The organism is Bradyrhizobium sp. JR4.3, assembly GCF_040547695.1.
Taxonomy (GTDB): Bacteria; Pseudomonadota; Alphaproteobacteria; order Rhizobiales; family Xanthobacteraceae; genus Bradyrhizobium; species Bradyrhizobium canariense.
Genome location: NZ_JBEPQF010000001.1, coordinates 446,369 through 464,041 on the forward strand (window position 1 = coordinate 446,369; position 17,673 = coordinate 464,041).

Genomic DNA, 17,673 nt, shown 5'->3' on the forward strand with positions numbered 1-17,673 from the left:
CCCTTCTCCCCTTGTGGGGGAAGGTGGCGCGAAGCGCCGGATGAGGGGTATCTCTCCACAGAGAGATTGTTCGATGAGGAGCGAACCCCTCACCCAAACGAGTTTGTTGCGGGCACCTTGTAGCCCTCTCCCACAAGGGGAGAGGGCGCAACAATGGGCGCCGCTCAGCTGAAGCTGCCGGGAGGAAACAACAAAAATGTCCGCCAGATACGACGAACTCAAAGGCCTCAAGAACCTCGGCCAGAAATATGCCTACACCGACCGCGAAGTGATGCTCTATGCCTACGGTATCGGCCTCGGCGCCGATCCGATGGACGAAAACGAGCTCGCCTTCGTCAACGAGGGCACGCTGACGCCGCGACCGCTCAAGGTGGTGCCGACCTTTGCGTCCGTTGCGGCGTGGGGCGCGGGTCCGGGCGAGATGAACCTCAACCGCGTGATGGTGGTCGACGGCGAGCGCGACATCACCTTCCACCAGCCGCTGCCGGTCGCCGCGCACATCACCGCCGATTCCTCCGTTGTCGAAGTCTACGATAAAGGCAAGGACAAGGGCGTCGTCATCAGCCACCAGACCGTGCTCAAGAACGAGAAGGGCGAGAAGCTGGCAACGCTGGTCGCCTCGCGCTTCGCCCGCGGCGACGGCGGCTTTGGCGGGCCGAACCTGACCCAGCCGGATCCGCACAAGATCCCGTCGCGCGCACCCGACACGACCATCGACATCGTGACGCGTCCCGACCAGGCGCTGGTCTATCGCCTCTGCGGCGACCGCAACCCGCTGCACTCCGACCCTGAGTTCGCGAAGAAAGCCGGCTTCCCGCGTCCGATCCTGCACGGCATGTGCACCTACGGCATCACCTGCCGCGGCGTGCTCCAGACCTATGCCGACTACGATGCCTCCGCCTTCCGCCAGCACGTCGCGCGGTTCTCCTCGCCGGTCTATCCCGGCGAGACCGTGACCATGGACCTCTGGAAGGACGGCAGCGTGATCTCGTTCGAAGCCAAGGTGAAGTCGCGCGGCGTCACCGTGATCAAGAACGGCAAGACGGTGTTGGGTTAGCAACACGCGACGGCCGTCGTCTCCCTCGCCCCGCACTTGCGGGGAGAGGGCGGGGTGAGGGGCTCTCACCACGAGCCGAGACGGTATTGAGACCTGTACCCCCTCACCCGGATCGCAAGGGCGATCCGACCTCTCCCCGCAAGCGGGGCGAGGTAAGAAAAACAAAACCAGGGAGACGCCACCATGGGACTACTCGACGGGAAGGTTGCGCTGATCACCGGCGCGGGCGGGGGGCTCGGTGAGGCCTACGCGAAGCTGTTCGCGCGGGAAGGGGCCTCCGTCGTCGTCAACGACCTCGGCGGGCCCCGTGACGGCTCCGGCGCCGACACATCGATGGCGCAGCTCGTGGTGGATGCGATCAAGGCCGAAGGCGGCAAGGCCGTTGCCAATCGCGCCGACATCTCCACGATGGAAGGCGGCCAGTCGGTGTTCGACGACGCCATCAAGCATTTCGGCCGCGCCGACATCCTCGTCAACAATGCCGGCATTCTGCGCGACCAGACCTTCGCCAAGGCCTCTGAGTCCGACTGGGACAAGGTCATTAAGGTGCATCTGAAGGGCACCTTTTGTTGCACCATGCCGGTGTTTCGCTGGATGCGGGAAAACGGCGGTGGCGTCATCGTCAACACCTCCTCGACCTCGGGCCTGATCGGCAATTTCGGCCAGAGCAATTACGGCGCGGCCAAAGGGGGCATCTGGGGCCTGTCCAACGTGCTGGCGATCGAGGGGCGCAAATACAACATCCGGATCTGGACGCTTGCGCCGGGCGCGCTGACCCGCATGACCGCAGACCTGCCCCGCTATAAGGAGAACCCCGGTGCGGCGCTGGGGCCGGACGGCATCGCGCCGGCCGTGCTATACATGGTCAGCGATTTGTCGGGCGACCAGACCGGCAAGGTGCTGGGCGTGTCCGGGCCCCGCGGCGTGCGCGAAATGCGGATGATGGAAATGGACGGCTGGAAGCCGCCGCACACGGGCTGGAACGCCCAGGACATCGCCGATCATGCCAAGGAGATCTTCTTCTCCGAAGAGCAGATCAAGATGGGGGCGCGGCGGTTTTAGCCATCGACAGAGAGAAACAAGGACAACGATGAAGCTCACCGCCGACGCCAAGGGCACCTTCGCAATCGCGCCGACGCCGTTCCACGATGACGGCCGGATCGACGAGCGCTCGATCGACCGCCTGACCGATTTCTACGAGGAGGTCGGCTGCGACGGCGTCACGGTGCTGGGGATCCTCGGTGAGGCGCCGAAGCTCGATGCCGCCGAGGCCGAGCAGGTGGCGGTACGCTTCGTCAAGCGCGCCAAGAAGATGCAGGTGATCGTCGGCGTCTCCGCGCCGGGTTTTGCCACCATGCGCTCGCTGGCGAAGGCCTCGATGGAGGCCGGTGCAGCCGGTGTGATGATCGCGCCGCCGCCGTCGTTGCGGACCGACGACCAGATCATCGGCTATTACAAGCAGGCGGCCGATGCCATCGGCCCCGACGTGCCCTGGGTGCTCCAGGACTATCCGCTGACCTTGTCGGTGGTGTTCACCCCCGCCGTGATCCGCAAGATCGTCACCGACAATCCGAACTGCGTCATGCTCAAGCACGAGGACTGGCCGGGGCTGGAAAAGATCTCGACGCTGCGCAATTTCCAGAAGGACGGCTCGCTGCGGCCGCTCTCGATCCTCTGCGGCAATGGCGGGCTCTTTCTGGACTTCGAGATGGAGCGCGGCGCCGACGGCGCCATGACCGGCTATGCCTTCCCCGAGCTTCTGATCGACGTCGTGCGACTTTCGAAGGAAGGCAAGCGCGACGCCGCGCATGATCTGTTCGACGCGCATCTGCCGCTGATCCGCTATGAACAGCAGCCCGGCGCGGGCCTTGCCGTGCGCAAATACGTGCTGCAGAAGCGCGGCATCATCGCCTCCAGCGCCCAGCGCAAGCCCGGCGCCACCATCACGCCGACGGCGAAGGCAGAGGTCGAGTACCTGCTGTCGCGAGTCGCCCGCGTCGACAAGCGCGCAAATCTCGGCTCGCAATCCAGCGCGGCAGGTTAATCGAATGGCCGAGGCATCAGCATCACGCCCTGCGTCGACGATCCTCCTGCTGCGCGACGGCGCGAAGGTCGACGGCAAGAGCCGCGACGAAATTGAAGTCTTCATGATGGTCCGCCATCATCAGATCGAGTTCAATTCGGGCGCGCTGGTGTTTCCCGGCGGCAGCGTCGATGCCGGCGATCAGGAGATCGTCGCCCGCTCCGATCTGTATTCGGGCGGCGAGGGACTGAGTGAAGCGGACCGCGGATTTCGGATCGCCGCGATCCGCGAGACCTTTGAGGAAAGCGGGATCCTGCTGGCGCGGTCGAAGGATTCCGGCACGCCGGTGGATGCCAGGCGAGCCGGTGAGATCGCCGACGCGCATCGCGTCGCGCTCAACGAGCACAAGATCAGCTTCCTGAGCATTCTGGCCGATAACGGGCTCCAGCTCGCGCTCGATACGCTGGTGCCTTACGCGCACTGGATCACGCCCGAGGGGATGCCAAAACGTTTCGACACCTGGTTCTTCCTTGCGGCAGCGCCGCCCGACCAGCTCGGCGCGCATGACGGCCGGGAGTCGACCGATTCGATCTGGGTCTCGCCGCGCGAGGCGGTGGAGGGAGGCGAGAGCGGCCGCTTCAAGCTGCCGTTCCCGACCACGCGCAATCTGATCCGGCTCGCCAAGCAGGGAAGCGTGAGCGCGGCGCTGGAGCACGCCCGCGGCATGTCCGTCGTGACGGTGATGCCTGTCATGACCAAGACCGAAACCGGCCGTCAGCTCCGCATTCCCCGCGAGGCCGGCTATGACGGCGAGGTGTTCGAGGTCGGGGCGCTCGGCTAGAACACTTCGACACACAACGAAGTATCGGCGAGGGCAGACGCGCTAGGTTCCGTCCCTGACAACGGGATCGAGCGCGCGACATGGACAACCGACAGGACAACAACATTGCCGTCGAGCTGGCGTTGCTGCTCGCGCTGGCGACGCTGTGGGGCGGCTCCTACACCTTCATCAAGCTCGGCGTCGCCACCATTCCGCCGATCACGCTGATCGCGGCGCGCACCACGATTGCGGGCCTCCTGCTGCTCGCGATCATGTGGGCGCGAGGCATCAGGATGCCGACGGATGCCGCGACCTGGCAACGCTTCGCCTTCCAGGCCGTGCTCAACAGCGTGATCCCCTGGACGTTGATCGCCTGGGGCGAGCGGCACGTCGATGCCGCGCTCGCGACCATCCTCAACTCGGCCGGCCCGATCTTCACCTTCCTGCTCACGGCCCTAGTGACGCGTCACGAGGCGACGACACCGCGAAAGCTGGTTGGCGTGGTTGCCGGCATGGCCGGCATCCTGCTGATCGTCGGCGTCGACGCCGTCCATGATGTCGGAAGCGGCCTCGTCGCGGAGGCCGCTATCGTTGCCGCCACCATCTGCTACGCCTGCGCCGCGATCTTCGGCCGCAGCTTCAAGGGCCTCGATCCCATGGCGCCCGCGGCCGGCTCGCTGCTGGCGGGGGCGGCGGCGCTGGTCCCGGCCTCGCTCATCGTCGAGCAGCCCTGGACACTGTCGCCCTCGCTGAGTTCCGTGCTGGCGCTGCTCGCGCTGGCGACATTCTCGACCGCCGCGGCCTTCGTGATCTATTTCCGCCTGATCCAGACACTGGGCTCGGTCGGCACCACGGCGCAGGCTTATCTCCGCGTGCCGATCGGGGTTGCCATCAGCGTCGCCTTCCTCGGCGAGAGCCTGAGCCGGACCGCCTGGATCGGCCTTGCCTGCGTCGTTCTCGGCGTCGCCGCCATGACCATCCCGGCCCGGCGGCCGGCCGACGTCAAAACGTCATAAAGCCGAGGCGGCGGGGGTCCGGCAGGGCTGCAATACTAAGGATATTCGGCGGCGAGACGCATGTTCCCCCGGGACCGCAATACGTCGTATATTGGAGCTCCAATAGCCGGGTCCTCACATCACCAATGTCCGCCGAATTGACGCCGACCCCTGAGAAAAAGCGAACATTCTCGCTCTCCATCGGCCAGCTCACGTTCGGCAGCTTCCTTCTGGTGCTGGCGGTGATCATCGTCACCTCGACCGCGAGCGTGATCGCGATCCGGCACATCGACACGACCTTTGCCGAGCTGCAGCGGCTGCAGAGCGTCGGCGACCTCGCCGAGGACATCGACCGCCGCATGAACGAGCTGCGGCTCGCCGCGCGCGACTTCGTCACCGATCCCGGCGCCGGCATCCAGTTCAAGCAGGTGGGCGAGGCGGCCTCGACGCTCAGCGACATCCTGAAGAAGACCCGCATCGAGCTCGTGCCCGAGCAGCAGGACATGATCGACGGCGTCAGCGAGCGGCTTGCGACCTATCGCAGCGGGCTGGAGCGGATCTCGACGCTGATCGACCGCCGCGCGCAGCTGCTTGCCGGCCTGCCGCCGCTCCGTGACCAGTTCGACGCGGCTGTCTCTGGCACTGCGGACCGAGAGCTGGCGTCCCGCTTGTCGGAAGCGCAGAGCCGGATCGCGCTCGGGTTGCTTGCGCGCAACCCGTCTGCGGCTGAGCAGGCGGCGCAGAGCATGCGAGCGATGGGCGTCACTGATCCCAAGCTCAGATCGGCCGTCAACGACTACGCCGAGGCGATCATCGCGGTCGCTGTCCGTGAACGGCAGATCGCCGACATCGATCGCGAGGTGCTGGGAACCGAGGGCCGGCTGATCGGCCGCGTCACCGAATTGCTGCGCGAGGTCAGCGCCCGGCGCGGTCACGTGCTGTCGCGCGACTTTGCCCGTACGCTGACGGAGGCGCGCTGGCAGAGCATCGTGCTCGGTACCATCGGTGTGCTGATCGGTATTCTCGCGGCCGGCTTCGTGGTGCGGCGGACAGTCCGTCCGCTCGCCCAGATCGCGCGGTCGATCCGCGCGCTCGCAGCCGGCGAGAAGAACACCTCGATCCCGTCCGCCGATCTCGACAATGAGATTGGCGACATCGCGCGGGCGGCCGAAGTGTTCCGCCGCGCGCTGGAGGAGGCCGACACGGCGCGCGAGGCGGCGGTGCGCGCACTGACCGAGCAGCGCCTCGCCGAAGAGAGCTACCGGAAACTGTTCGAGGGCTCGGTCGATGGCATCTATGTCACGACGCCGGCCGGCGACCTTCTCAACGCCAATCCGGCGCTGGCGCGGATGATGGGCTATGACAGCCCGCAGCAGCTGATCGACAGCATCAACGACATCGCCCACACCATCTACGTCAATCCCGAGGCGCGCGTCGAATATCAGCGGCTGATGGCACGCGACGGCATGGTGCGCGAGTTCGAATACCAGGTGCGCCAGCGCGGCGGCGACATCCTGTGGCTGTCCGACAGTGCCACCGGCGTCCGCGACGAGGCGGGCAAGATCGTCCGCTACGAGGGCACGCTGCGCGACATCACGGACCAGAAGCGCGCGGAAGACGCCATCGCCGAAGGGCGGCGCCTGCTCCAGCAGGTCATCGACACCGTGCCCGCGGTCATCAACGTCAAGGACCGCGACCTGCGCTACGTGCTGATGAACCGCTATATGGCCGGCATCTTCGGAATCGAGCCTGGCGATGCGCTCGGCCGCACTACGGCCGACCTGATGTCGCGCTACGGCGCGGCCAAGTCCGACGAGAGCGACAAGCGCGTGCTGACGCTGCGGAAAGGCCTCGGCTTCTACGAAGAGGAGTACATCGATGCTTCCGGCCACATGCGGCAATGGCTCGTCAACAAGCTGCCGCTGCTCGATGCCGAAGGCGAGATCGAGCGGATCGTGACCGTGGCGCTCGACATCGGCGAGCGCAAGCGCGGCGAGCAGGAGATGCGGAAAGCCAAGGAATCCGCCGAGACCGCGCTGCGCAATCTGCGCGAGACCCAGGCCTCGCTGATCGAGGCGGAGAAGCTGGCCGCGCTCGGACGCCTCGTCGCCGGCGTCGCGCACGAAGTCAACAATCCCGTCGGCATCAGCCTCACGGTCGCCTCCGCGCTGGAGCGCAAGACCGCTATGTTCACCGCCGAGGTCGAGCGTGGCGAGCTGCGCCGCTCCACGCTCAACGACTTTCTCCATACCAGCCGCGACGCGTCCTCGCAGCTCGTCTCCAATCTCAACCGCGCCGCCGAGCTGATCCAGTCGTTCAAGCAGGTTGCCGCCGACCGCAACTATTCGGACCAGCGCAGCTTCGATCTCGGTGACCTCACCGAGCAGGTGGTGATGAGTCTGCGGCCGGGCCTGCGCAAGCACAATCTGACGCTCAACGTCGAGTGCCAGCCTGATCTGACCATGAACAGCTATCCTGGACCGTACGGGCAGGTGCTGACCAATCTGTTTCTCAACGCGGTGGCGCACGCCTTCCCGGACGGTCGGCCGGGGACCATCGACATCCAGGTGCGCGAGTCCGGCAAGGACAATGTCGAAATCATCTTCTCCGACAATGGCTGCGGCATGTCGCTCGACGTCCGCCGCCGTGCCTTCGATCCGTTCTTCACGACGCGGCGCGACCAGGGCGGCACCGGCCTCGGGCTGCACATCGTCTACAGCATCGTCACGAACAGGCTCGGTGGACGGCTCGATCTGGATTCCGAACCGGGCAGCGGCACACGCATCCAGATCATCCTGCCGCGCGTGGCGCCGCTCGAGCAGGCCGCGGAATAGCTCGAACGTTTTCGAGCGAAGTAGATGCCGGTCCGGGTGTAGAAAACGCGTCGAAACAACAATCCAGAGCTTCGGTCGATTCAATTAAAACCCGAAGCTCTAGTCGGCCTCTGCAAGCTTGTGCAGCGTCGCGCCGAAAATCTGGCTGGCCTTGCCGACCAGCGCGGTGCCCGTCATGTCCCCGCGCGTCTCCGTGAAGGTGCCGCTGACGCCGATGCCGACCGCGGCAGGCCCGCCGAACAGCGGATTGTCGTCGCCCCGCGGCGAGGTGTGACGCTGGACCAGCACCTCACCCTTGAAGGTGTTGTCCTTCACCGTGTAGCTGCCGGTGTAATAGAGGTAGGCATCGCCGCCAAGAATCTTGCCGTCGCGAAAAAGGATCACGCCGCTGCCCTTGCCGACCCGACCATCGAGCAGGTTCACGTGAATCGAATAGAGGCCGTTCTTCATAACGTCCCGAGGCCGGCCGCCGTCGCCCAATGGCGTAACCGGTAGGCATTTATGCCAAAGCGCATGCGGCCGCGCAACGCGGGAGTTTGGCCGCCGGCCTTGCGAGCCTGTCCGTGAGCCGTAGTTGTCCCGGCTTGTCTATGACACCGCCATGACGGTCTGATCATGAAGCGAGGCCAGTCGTTGCGAATCAAGTTGGCCCGCGAAATGCATAACCATTGTTGCACTGGCCGCGGGGTGCTGGAGCAAGACAAACGTGAGCAACTGGATCGATTCCGGCGGCGAGGAGCCGCGTCTGTACAGTGTGCGTCCCACGATTTGCGAAACACGACAACAGCGGATTGGCGGCGCGGTACGCTGGCGAACCGTGGCGAGCCTCGCTTGCGCCCTGGCCTTGATCGCACTCGCACCCCCCTTCGGGCACGCGCGCGACCGCGGCCAGTTCGTCAACACCAATGCCGAATTGAAGGCCTGGTTCGACGGACTGCGAAGCGGCAAGGGGCCTTGCTGCTCCGATGCAGACGGCTCGGCACTCTCAGACACCGACTGGGACAGCAAGGACGGGCACTATCGGGTCCGCGTCCCGCGCTATGGCTACGTGATCGACGGCCGACCGCAGGAGCTCGTCTGGGTCGAGGTGCCAGAGGAGGCCGTGATCTCGGAGCCGAACCGGGTGGGACGCACCATGGTCTGGCCGATCTACGGCTACATGGGCGTGGCCATCCGCTGCTTCATGCCCGGCAGCATGACTTAGGCGCGCGGGGCCGCACGTCGCCCGGTGCGCCGATGCGGCGCGCGCCGTGTCAGGTATATTTCTTGTCGCGCTCGAGCAGCTCGATGGAGATGCCTTCGGGGCCGCGGATGAAGCAGATCCGCACGCCGGGGCGGATCGTGGTCGGTTCACGCGTGAAGGTGACGCCCTTGGCCTTGATCTCGGCAGCGACGCCGTCGATGTCCTTCACCGTGAGACCGAAATGGTCGAGCCCCTGATGCGGGTGCGGCGGCGGCGGGTTGACCGCGTTGTCGCCCTCGAGTGGCGCAATGAAGATCCTTGCGCCTCCAAGATTCACGTCGATCCGTCCGGGAGCTTGCACGATCTCGCCACCAAGGATGTCCCGCAGCCAGGCCGCCGTGGCCTCCGGATCGGGGCTGCGCAGATGGACGTGATCCCAAGTGACGACTGGCATTTCATGTTCTCCCGACGGGTCTTGACGTTGCAGCGCATGTTAGCGGCCTCGGCCGGTGACCGCCACCGCTCTTGCCGACTCGCCAGTGCGCGGGAACCTTAGTTCGTCTTCCGGATTAAGGTAAGCAGTGGCGGAATCCGTTGTCGAACGTGCTTCCGCCGCGATCGGTGAGGCAACCATGAACGCTGGGTTTGACCGCATCGGGTTAGGGCGTTTCGCCGGGCCCGGCGAACGACTGGCGCGGGCGGTGACGATCGCGAGCGTTTCAGTTGGGCGAGGCCTGCTATGGCTGTTGGCGGCCATCATCGTCGGTTGCGGCGTCTGGATGCTGCTCCCTGTTTCCAGAGGCAACAGTGCCGAACCGGTGAGGTCTGACGTGGCAGCGGTCGAGACGGCGCCTTTGGGCGATGCGGCCGCCCCGTCGTCGCCTTCCGAAGCTCAGATTCCGACAATGGCAGAACTCGGTCGGATCAGGATTTCATCTCAGACCTGGCGCCGCGGCGGCCTTGGCTCGAAGGCGCTGGTGACGCTCACGCTCCGCAACGACAATGACTATGCCGTAAAGGATGTCGAGATCGTCTGCGCTTTTGCGCGGCGCGATGGCAGTCATCTCACCGACCGCAGCCGCGTTCTGGCTGATACGGTCGGCATGAAGAGCCGCAAGACTTTTGCGCGCATTCCTGTCGGCTTCGTCAACGTGAATGCCGATCAGGCGATGTGTTCGCTTGTGGCAGCACGCCGGACCTAAGGCCGGCATTTTCCGGTAGCGGAAAAGTTACTGTCCTGGGGGCTTGGGCAAAAAACTTGGCGTCGCCATTTGAACCGAACGGCTGGGCCAGGAACCAATTAAATGATCGCCCGTTAAGGCGGAGAGCCCACGCGGGGATGCGACGGGCGGAGCGTGGCCAAATGCCCATTTTTCGGTATTTCTTCTTTGTCGGTGGAGCCTTGCTCGCACTGCTGTTCGCGGCGAACTCCGTTCTGCCGACTTCGCCTGTGACTCAGGCTGTCGCAACCGCAAGCAACGAACAGCCTTTGATCCGGATCCGGTCCGATCGCCACCTGCCGGAGCGCGTCGTTCTCGACACCAGTCAGCCGACGCTTGCCGCCCCTGCGGTGAAGATCGCCGCCGTCGCGGCTCCCCAGCCGCCCGCGGAGAGCATGTCTCCGGCTTTGGCCGAGATTTCAGCCAAGGCACGGGTCCGCGAGACGTTCGCCCAATTCACGCCGGCCGCGAAGGCCAATACCGCTGCCGCCAAGAGGACCGAAGCCAAGACGCAAATTCAGCCGCAAGTTCAGGCGCAGGCCCAGCTTCCTCAGGCCCAGCCCCCTCGGACCCCGGCGCAGCAGCCCAAGCGCAAGGTCGCCAGAACGCGTCCGATGCCGCAGCAAGGTGGGCCGATGATGGTGATGGCGCAGCAGCCGCATTTCGGCTTCTTCAACAGCACTTGGTAAGAGCGGGTCCGACCCTTCTCGAATCCGGCAGGAAGGGCTTTTTATTGGCCGGCCTCTCTGCTAATTCGAACCCATCCGAACGTCGTCCGGCCTGCTGGCTCGCCAGCAGCGATCTGGGGCGTCTCGGTTGCGGCCCATTGCCTGGGCCAGGGCGCTCGTAGCTCAGCTGGATAGAGCATCGGATTTCGATTCCGAGGGTCGGGAGTTCGAATCTCTCCGAGCGCGCCAATTCCGGATATGTTCCGAAGAGGCGTTGACAACAACGACCGTCGCAGCGGCCTGGCCCGTCAGCCTGCCGTCGGACCCGCTTGCCGGCCCCGTGCCAGCGTGTCGGACGGGGTTTCGTGGAAGGTCGCGCGGTAAGCTGCGGAAAACTCGCCCAAATGGTGAAAGCCTTGGGCGCGCGCGCATGTGGCGACGGTGGCGCCGCCGCCCTTGAGAAGGCGAGACCGCGTCGCCCACAATTTTTTCAGGCGAATGTACTGGTGCAGGCTCATGCCACACACCTTGCTGACGGCGCCGCCGAGCGTCCGGATCGAGACGCCAAACTCGCCGGCGAGATCGGCGGTATAGATCGGAGCAGTCTGATGTGCAGCGACGTAATCGTCGATCCGCTGCACGAGTTTGATCGACCGCTCGCCCTGGACGGAGGCACTCCGGTCTGAGAGTGGATCGATGCGAAACAGATCGTCGAGCGCGAGCAGCAGGCCTTCCTGGAGATGGGCGGCCACCTCAGTCGTTTCGAACAAGGCCGGCTGCACCGACGCGGTTCGCAGAATGTCGAGAAGGAGCTGCCGTGCGTGGAGCAAAGCGGGGCGGTTCGCGCCGTGGGCCCGCAAATCGTCCGCCTGATCGAACCAGCCCCGGTCACTCAGGCCGGGTGAGAAGATGATCATCGCATGATGATTGGTCCGACGCTCGACGAAATGGCATTCATCGCTGCCGCGGAGCGCGATGAAGAAACGCGCGTCCAGATCCATGCCCTTGGAATTGACCTGAAGGTCGTCCGTCATGGGCAGGATCACCATCCCCCCGGGCATCCGATAGGCGCCGTCGAGGATGCGCGCGAACGAGCGCATCATGACGATGCGGCAGCCGGGCAGGGAGACGACAGCGCGAGCCGCCGCGAAATTCCGGACGTCGAGCGGAATGCTTCTCGCATCCTCCATCGACTCGATCGGCCGAAACGCATCGACGTCGGCAAAGCCGATCAATCGAAGCGCGGATGATGGGGCGAGGGCGTCGAACAACATGCGTGTGGCCGGCTGCCGCATATGACAATCAAATGAACGTCAGAACATCGCCATCAATGGCGAAACATCGCGTTTCAGTAAACCGGATTCCGGGCCGTAGTATTGCGGACATCATGGCATGCAGCCCGGCGGATCGATGTCGTCGTCAACGGTCTCGCGTCATCGGCTGGCCGGAGGCGAGGTCGATGAAATGCAGCCGCGTGCAGGCGGGACAGGCAAAGGAGGCAAAGCTCTGTGCCTCCTGTCTCTGTTGCTTCTCAAGATGTGTCTGCACATTCATGCCCGTCTGGGGACATCGAAAAACGATCAAATCGACCATCGTCGGAGAATGATGGCGTGGCGGATTTCGTCTTTGATCTAGATCAGTTTTGGAATGACTCCAGACCAACATCCTTGATCTCGCAAAAGCGAAGGGGCCCCGGAGGGCCCCTTTAGAATCACCAGCGGCGATAACGTGGTCCGTAGTAGCGCGGGCCACCATAATAGCGCGGCGCATATCGGGGACCGTAATAGGGGGCCGGGGCACCGTAGTATCCATAGTAGTTCGGGCGCCAGAAACAACGTCCCCAGGCGTCACAGACCATGCGGACCTGCTCGACGTCCGAGACCCGCGGCGTCGCAGGAGCTGGCGCGATGGGCATGGCAGACGCCGCCGGCGATGCGGCCAACGCACCCAACAGGGACGCGGCGACGAGGCCAATTCTAAGCTTCATGATGTCTTTCTCCGCTTACGCAATACAGGGATATCGAAGTTTGTTCTGATCAAATTGTGGCGGGAGCGAAATGTAATGCTGATGAACAGGTCTTCAGCCAGCCCGCCGCAGGCCTGACCTTTAGCTCCGCCAGACTATCCCAGGTTCGTGCTCTTGACCAATGCTGCGCTTGCGTTGCGCTCCGCGGGAAATCGCCGCCATCCTTGATCCCGCGCAATCCAACTGTGCAGCTTCGCCCCTAAGCTTGGCGTCGTGGCCAGCCTTTCGAGCATTTCGAAGAGCCGGCTCGCGAGGTCGCTTTGGAGCTGTGCAATGGACAAAATGAGAATCGACAAGGGTGACTGGCTGGTCGTGTGCGACGGGCGCAAGGCGCTCATTCTGGAAAACCTCGGCGACGAGATGTTTCCGAACCTCCACACCAGGGAGGTGCACGAACAGCCCAATCCCTCGACCGGTGCGCAAGGGACCGACGCGCCGGGCAGGCTCCATGGCGCGGCCGGCAGCACGCGCAGCTCGGTAGAGCAGACTGATTGGCACGACGAGGCCGAGCGCGCCTTCCTGCGCGGCCTGGCCGGACGGCTCGATGCCGCCGTCAGCTCAGGCGAGACCTCGGCCTTGACCCTGGTGGCCTCGCCGCGTGCGCTTGGGATGATCCGCGCCGATTATTCGGATGTGGTGCGCAAGGCACTCCAGGGCGAGGTCGGCAAGGACCTCGTCAAACTGCCGGTCTACGAGATCGAGAAGCAATTGCTGCTGTCGGGCGCCGCCAAATAGCGGCCCCCGCAGAGGACGCGCCTGCGCTCCTCAGAAGCAGGGGTGCCGGCGGCGGTCCTGGCCGACATAGGCGGCTGCGCTCTGGTAGCAATGGTTGGTAGACGGGCCGTCGTACAAGGCGAACGTCCCTGGCGTGATGCCGGGCCCGTAATTGTGCAGATAGCTGATCGGGTAGGGCAATGGGTTCGCGTAGTGGCGGTGGTACCGGTGATGTCCCCGCGCCTCTGCGAGGCCGGGGGCAAGGATTGCGGCCGACAGGGCTGCAATCGCGGCTACAAGCTTCAACTTGCTCATCTCGAATCTCCGGAACCCGCACGAATAGGTCAGCCGTTTATAACCAGTTCGGGCGGCCGGAGCACCCGTCTGCCGCCCGAAAACCGGGGCCAATCCCGCAGATTCCCGGGTGGGTGTGACAGAATTGCCGGTTCTATGGTCCAGACCTGCCCATTTTTGGCCTTTTCGAGATGCTTAACGAATTCCCCACACAAGTGTGACCAAAGAGAATTAGCTCAAGACTCCTGTTGCCGGCTTTTTGGGGTCCATAGGCCGGTCCATTCCTGAAGGCTTTCGCCGTCACCTCGCCATGCGCATCACGCTTCTGAGCCTGCTGTTGCTCTCGGTCGTCGCCGCCACGCCGGCGCGCGCCGAACTGCACATCACCCGCGACCACGGCGGCTATGTCGAGGAGTACAAGGCCAAGTACAAGCGCGTCCGCGAGAAGGGCGAGCGCGTCATCATCGACGGCATCTGCAACTCGGCCTGCACCCTGGTGCTCGGCATCGTGCCGATGAACAAGATCTGCGTGACGCCGCGCGCCAGCCTCGGCTTCCACCAGGCCTACTACGACAAAGCCTTCACCTTCGGCATCAAGGTCACCAGCGCGGAGGGGACGTCCGACCTGATGGCCTATTACCCCGACACGGTGAAGGACTGGATTCGCCGCAATGGCGGGCTCACCACCGACATGAAAAAGATCAAGAACGGCGTCGAGCTCTGGAAGATCATCGATCCCTGTCCGGACGAATGGTGAGCGGCTGAGCAGCCGCTTCCGTCGCAGCGCAGCATCGTCTGAACGGAATTGGCCGAAATTCGCATTGCCGCATTGGCCCCCGGTGGGGCAATGAGGGCGGCAATGAACCAAAATCAAGAAGCCCTGACCGCCCGTGCCGCGCCGATCCTGTTCGTCCTGCTTTGGAGCACGGGCTTCATCGGCACCAAATACGTCGTCAACAATGCCGATCCCTTGACCTACCTCGCGATCCGCATGGCGTTCGTGGTCGGTCTGATGGCGATCATCGCCACCGTTGCGCGACCGAAATGGCCGGACCGTATCGGCATCGCGCACAGCGCGGTCGCGGGCATTCTCGTCCATGGCTTCTATCTCGGCGGCACCGCAATCGCGATCGCGCACTCGATTCCGGCCGGGCTCTCCGCGCTCATTCCGGGCCTTCAGCCGATCCTGACCTCGACCATCGCCAACCGCTGGCTCGGGGAGAAGGTGACGCCGGTGCAATGGGCGGGGCTCGTGCTTGGCCTCGGCGGCGTGGTGCTGATCCTGCACGGCCGTCCCATGACCGGCGAAGCCGGGCTCGGCTGGCTCGCCTCCGTGGTCTCGCTGATCAGCATCACCCTCGGCACGCTCTATCAGCGCCGCTACTGCAACCATATCGACTGGCGGGCCGGCAATCTCGTGCAGTACGTGTCCGTCACGATCTTCTTCGCGATCGGCGCCTTCCTGTTCGAGGACCGCGTGGTGCACTGGACGCGCGAGTTCATGCTCGCGCTGGCCTGGCTCGCCGTGGCGCTCTCGATCGGGTCGATCGGGCTGCTGTACTGGCTGATCCGCCACGCCGCCGCCACGTCTGTTGCAAGCCTGTTCTATCTGGTGCCAGCCGTGACGGCGCTGATGGCTTATCTGCTGTTCGGAGAAAAGCTCGATGCGCTGGCGATCGCGGGCATGGTGATGTGCGCGGCCGCGGTGTTCGTGGTCAACCGACGCTTCTAGGACCGGCGGGCCGGGCCGCCGGAATACATCCCTGACGTGCGGCGTGCGTCGTGCTAGGCTTGGGGCATTTCAGCCTCCCTTTCACACGGTGATTTCCATGAAGAAAGCGCGTCGTGCACTGCTCGGCAGATCCCTGAAGCCAGTCCGGATTGCCTGCCTCAACTACGCGGAGCCGATGATCAGCGGCCGCAAGATGGCCAGGCTCACAGCGGCGCTCCAGAAATGCTACGACAAGCACTTCCTGCCGGTGTGGGGCTATCCGGTCGACCTCTATGTCACCGAAAAGCCGAAGCCGGGCGACTGGCAGCTGGTCTATTTTGACAAGGCGTCCCACAAGAACATGCTCGGCCGCCATGAGCTGACGCATCGCCGCCAGCCGATCTCAAAGATCTTCGTCAAGGCGCTGGGCGACGAGCCGGTCAGCGTGGCAGCCTCGCACGAGCTGTTCGAGATGGTGCTCGATCCCATGGCCAATCTCTGGGCCGACAAAAACCCGAACACCCAATATGCCTATGAGGTCTGTGACGCCGTGGAAGAGGACACCTTCTTCGTGGCCGGCTTTGAGATGTCGAACTTCGTCTATCCCTCCTGGTTCGAACCGTTCAAGCACCGCCCGGGCACCAAGTTCGACCACAAGGGAACGCTGAAAGAGCCGTTCTCGATGACCAAGGGCGGCTACGTCATCAAGAAGGTCAACGGCAGGAAGGTGATCAAGGCGTTCGGCTCGCCCGAGAAGCGGCGGCGCTTCAACGCCGAGGACCGGCGAGGTCATCGCAGCGAATTCCGAGATCCGCAAGGCGTCCATCACCCGGGCCGGCGTGCAGCCAAGCGGCGAGGGTAGGGTATCGCTGGAGCCGTCTCCGGGCGCGTCCACACCCGGAGACCTCGGCCTTTGCGATCAGCGCTTGGCCTTCTTGGCCTTCTTTTTCGACTTGGCAGCTTTCTTGGTGGCCTTCTTTGCCGTTTTCTTTGCTGCTTTCTTGGCCGCCTTCTTCGACGACTTCTTTGCAGCTTTCTTCGAAGTCTTCTTGGCGGCCTTCTTCGAAGTTTTCTTCGCAGCCTTCTTGGCTTTCTTCTTGGAAGCCTTCTTCGGCGCTACTTTCTTTGCAGCCTTCTTGGCGGCTTTCCTGACCTTCTTCACCGCAGCGACAGCGGCGTCCTTGGTCGCTTCCACGGCGGTGGTGATCGTATCCATCGCCTGTTCAGTCATTGGCTTGTCGTCGTCCATATCGTCCCCCACGGTTTGCATGGAGCGATGACGATAGCGCGTTTCATAATTGTGTCAAAGCAACGCTCAACCTTTGCGGATTTTTGCGTAGACGGCGAGCGCGCGCTCACATCCCTTGGCAAGATCGACGATCGGCTGCGGATAGGTCTTGCCGAGCGTGACGCCGACGCTCGCAAGCTCGATCGGCGTCGCCTGCCGGGGCTGGTGGATCAGCTTGGTCGGGACGTCGATCAGGAGGTGCTTGACCAGGAACGAGGCGACCACCTCGCACCCGGTTGTGCATCACGCCAGTGTGCCAGAGTTCGCGCAGGCCGGCGTCGACGATGGGATAGCCGGTGCGGCCACGCTGCCAGGCTGCGAGCGCCTTGGCGTCGGGCTTCCATGGGAAGCCATCGAAGTTTGCTTGCAGGTTTTCGGTGGCAAGGTTGGGATGGTCGTGCAGCAGGTGCCGGCAGAACTCACGCCAGCCAAGCTCGCTCAGGAACTTGTCGACGCCGGGACCGATCGCGGAGTTTTCCGCCGCGGCGAACCGCGCGGCGTGCCACACTTGGCGCGGGCTGAGCTCGCCGAACCTCAAATGCGGTAACAGATGTGAGGTCCTCTCCCGGTCCGGGCGGTTGCAGCGACTGCTCCAGCCACCAGCGCGCCGCGGCGCCCGGCGCTCGCCCGGCCGCCTCATCGAGCGCATAGAGGCAGATCACCGGCGCGCCGGTCGTTGCAGCGGCCTTGGCGGCAGCGTGGAGGGCGGGGTGATCGGACAGGCGGAGGTCGTCGCGAAACCAGACGACGATGGGGGGAGCGCTTGGCGTAGTCCTTAGCGTAGTTCTGGGCGTGGTCAGGGGTATCCTCGTTAACGATTTGGAAAGCATGTCGCGGTGG

At 64.2% G+C, this 17,673-nt stretch carries 19 protein-coding genes, 1 tRNA gene and 2 pseudogenes; 14 read left to right on the forward strand and 8 right to left on the reverse strand.

What is annotated here, in order from left to right; translation table 11 throughout:
- The first annotated feature begins 196 nt into the window (after positions 1-196).
- The 6 genes from ABIB91_RS02330 (at position 197) to ABIB91_RS02355 (ending at position 7,729) form a co-directional block, all read left to right on the forward strand.
- Positions 197-1,057: a MaoC family dehydratase gene (locus tag ABIB91_RS02330; protein ID WP_007603085.1), complete on the forward strand. Its 861-nt coding sequence runs from the start codon at positions 197-199 to the stop codon at positions 1,055-1,057.
- A 183-nt stretch (positions 1,058-1,240) separates the two neighbouring features.
- Complete coding sequence (locus ABIB91_RS02335) at positions 1,241-2,119, forward strand: SDR family oxidoreductase (RefSeq protein WP_007603086.1); 879 nt, start codon at positions 1,241-1,243, stop codon at positions 2,117-2,119.
- A 28-nt stretch (positions 2,120-2,147) separates the two neighbouring features.
- On the forward strand, positions 2,148-3,101 hold the full coding sequence (locus ABIB91_RS02340; protein ID WP_007603087.1) for a dihydrodipicolinate synthase family protein: 954 nt from the start codon (positions 2,148-2,150) through the stop codon (positions 3,099-3,101).
- A gap of 4 nt (positions 3,102-3,105) precedes the next feature.
- Complete coding sequence (locus ABIB91_RS02345; protein WP_354158541.1) at positions 3,106-3,921, forward strand: NUDIX hydrolase; 816 nt, start codon at positions 3,106-3,108, stop codon at positions 3,919-3,921.
- Between the two features lie 80 nt (positions 3,922-4,001).
- A complete protein-coding gene (locus ABIB91_RS02350) occupies positions 4,002-4,916 on the forward strand; it encodes a DMT family transporter (RefSeq protein WP_354158539.1) in 915 nt (304 codons plus the stop codon).
- Between the two features lie 125 nt (positions 4,917-5,041).
- Entirely contained in the window at positions 5,042-7,729 is a 2,688-nt protein-coding gene (locus ABIB91_RS02355; RefSeq protein ID WP_007603090.1) for a PAS domain S-box protein, read from the forward strand.
- Positions 7,730-7,828: 99 nt separating this feature from the next.
- On the opposite strand, the gene ABIB91_RS02360 is transcribed toward ABIB91_RS02355, so the two are convergent.
- A complete protein-coding gene (locus ABIB91_RS02360; RefSeq protein WP_007603093.1) occupies positions 7,829-8,179 on the reverse strand; it encodes a GrlR family regulatory protein in 351 nt (116 codons plus the stop codon).
- Between the two features lie 256 nt (positions 8,180-8,435).
- Here ABIB91_RS02360 and ABIB91_RS02365 point away from each other — a divergent pair, with 256 nt between their 5' ends.
- Complete coding sequence (locus ABIB91_RS02365; protein WP_219684072.1) at positions 8,436-8,933, forward strand: hypothetical protein; 498 nt, start codon at positions 8,436-8,438, stop codon at positions 8,931-8,933.
- A gap of 49 nt (positions 8,934-8,982) precedes the next feature.
- Here the strand turns inward: ABIB91_RS02365 and ABIB91_RS02370 are convergent, their stop codons facing one another.
- A complete protein-coding gene (locus tag ABIB91_RS02370; RefSeq protein WP_354158536.1) occupies positions 8,983-9,366 on the reverse strand; it encodes a VOC family protein in 384 nt (127 codons plus the stop codon).
- 178 nt (positions 9,367-9,544) lie between these two features.
- Between ABIB91_RS02370 and ABIB91_RS02375 the strand changes: the two genes are divergently transcribed.
- The 3 genes from ABIB91_RS02375 (at position 9,545) to ABIB91_RS02385 (ending at position 11,049) form a co-directional block, all read left to right on the forward strand.
- Positions 9,545-10,114 carry a hypothetical protein gene (locus ABIB91_RS02375; RefSeq protein WP_354158534.1) on the forward strand — a complete coding sequence of 190 codons (570 nt, stop codon included), beginning with the start codon at positions 9,545-9,547 and terminating at the stop codon, positions 10,112-10,114.
- Positions 10,115-10,275: 161 nt separating this feature from the next.
- Positions 10,276-10,821: a hypothetical protein gene (locus tag ABIB91_RS02380; protein ID WP_354159286.1), complete on the forward strand. Its 546-nt coding sequence runs from the start codon at positions 10,276-10,278 to the stop codon at positions 10,819-10,821.
- Between the two features lie 151 nt (positions 10,822-10,972).
- A tRNA-Arg gene (locus ABIB91_RS02385) sits at positions 10,973-11,049 on the forward strand.
- Between the two features lie 59 nt (positions 11,050-11,108).
- Here ABIB91_RS02385 and ABIB91_RS02390 read toward each other — a convergent pair.
- On the reverse strand, positions 11,109-12,074 hold the full coding sequence (locus tag ABIB91_RS02390; protein ID WP_354158532.1) for an AraC family transcriptional regulator: 966 nt from the start codon (positions 12,072-12,074) through the stop codon (positions 11,109-11,111).
- A gap of 437 nt (positions 12,075-12,511) precedes the next feature.
- On the reverse strand, positions 12,512-12,787 hold the full coding sequence (locus ABIB91_RS02395) for a hypothetical protein (protein WP_007603100.1): 276 nt from the start codon (positions 12,785-12,787) through the stop codon (positions 12,512-12,514).
- A 312-nt stretch (positions 12,788-13,099) separates the two neighbouring features.
- On the opposite strand from ABIB91_RS02395, the gene ABIB91_RS02400 reads away from it, so the two are divergent.
- The gene (locus ABIB91_RS02400; protein ID WP_219684024.1) at positions 13,100-13,561 is read left to right on the forward strand and encodes a host attachment protein; all 462 of its coding nucleotides are present in this window, start codon (positions 13,100-13,102) and stop codon (positions 13,559-13,561) included.
- 30 nt (positions 13,562-13,591) lie between these two features.
- On the opposite strand, the gene ABIB91_RS02405 is transcribed toward ABIB91_RS02400, so the two are convergent.
- Positions 13,592-13,855 carry a hypothetical protein gene (locus ABIB91_RS02405; protein WP_007603106.1) on the reverse strand — a complete coding sequence of 88 codons (264 nt, stop codon included), beginning with the start codon at positions 13,853-13,855 and terminating at the stop codon, positions 13,592-13,594.
- Between the two features lie 289 nt (positions 13,856-14,144).
- On the opposite strand from ABIB91_RS02405, the gene ABIB91_RS02410 reads away from it, so the two are divergent.
- From ABIB91_RS02410 to ABIB91_RS02420, 3 genes are all read left to right on the forward strand, one after another.
- Positions 14,145-14,591: a hypothetical protein gene (locus ABIB91_RS02410; RefSeq protein WP_007603109.1), complete on the forward strand. Its 447-nt coding sequence runs from the start codon at positions 14,145-14,147 to the stop codon at positions 14,589-14,591.
- Between the two features lie 102 nt (positions 14,592-14,693).
- Positions 14,694-15,566 carry a DMT family transporter gene (locus ABIB91_RS02415; RefSeq protein ID WP_354158529.1) on the forward strand — a complete coding sequence of 291 codons (873 nt, stop codon included), beginning with the start codon at positions 14,694-14,696 and terminating at the stop codon, positions 15,564-15,566.
- 97 nt (positions 15,567-15,663) lie between these two features.
- Complete coding sequence (locus tag ABIB91_RS02420; RefSeq protein WP_219684021.1) at positions 15,664-16,407, forward strand: hypothetical protein; 744 nt, start codon at positions 15,664-15,666, stop codon at positions 16,405-16,407.
- Positions 16,408-16,464: 57 nt separating this feature from the next.
- On the opposite strand, the gene ABIB91_RS02425 is transcribed toward ABIB91_RS02420, so the two are convergent.
- The 3 genes and pseudogenes from ABIB91_RS02425 to ABIB91_RS41685 all read right to left on the reverse strand — a co-directional run.
- Positions 16,465-16,794 (reverse strand): histone, encoded by a 330-nt coding sequence (locus ABIB91_RS02425; protein WP_502916937.1) that lies wholly within the window; start codon positions 16,792-16,794, stop codon positions 16,465-16,467.
- 66 nt (positions 16,795-16,860) lie between these two features.
- Positions 16,861-17,491 (reverse strand): annotated as a pseudogene (locus tag ABIB91_RS02430) (FAD-binding domain-containing protein); the annotation flags it as partial.
- Positions 17,472-17,663: pseudogene (locus ABIB91_RS41685) on the reverse strand (deoxyribodipyrimidine photo-lyase); the annotation flags it as partial. The pseudogenes ABIB91_RS02430 and ABIB91_RS41685, both read right to left, overlap by 20 nt.
- Positions 17,664-17,673: the final 10 nt, after the last annotated feature.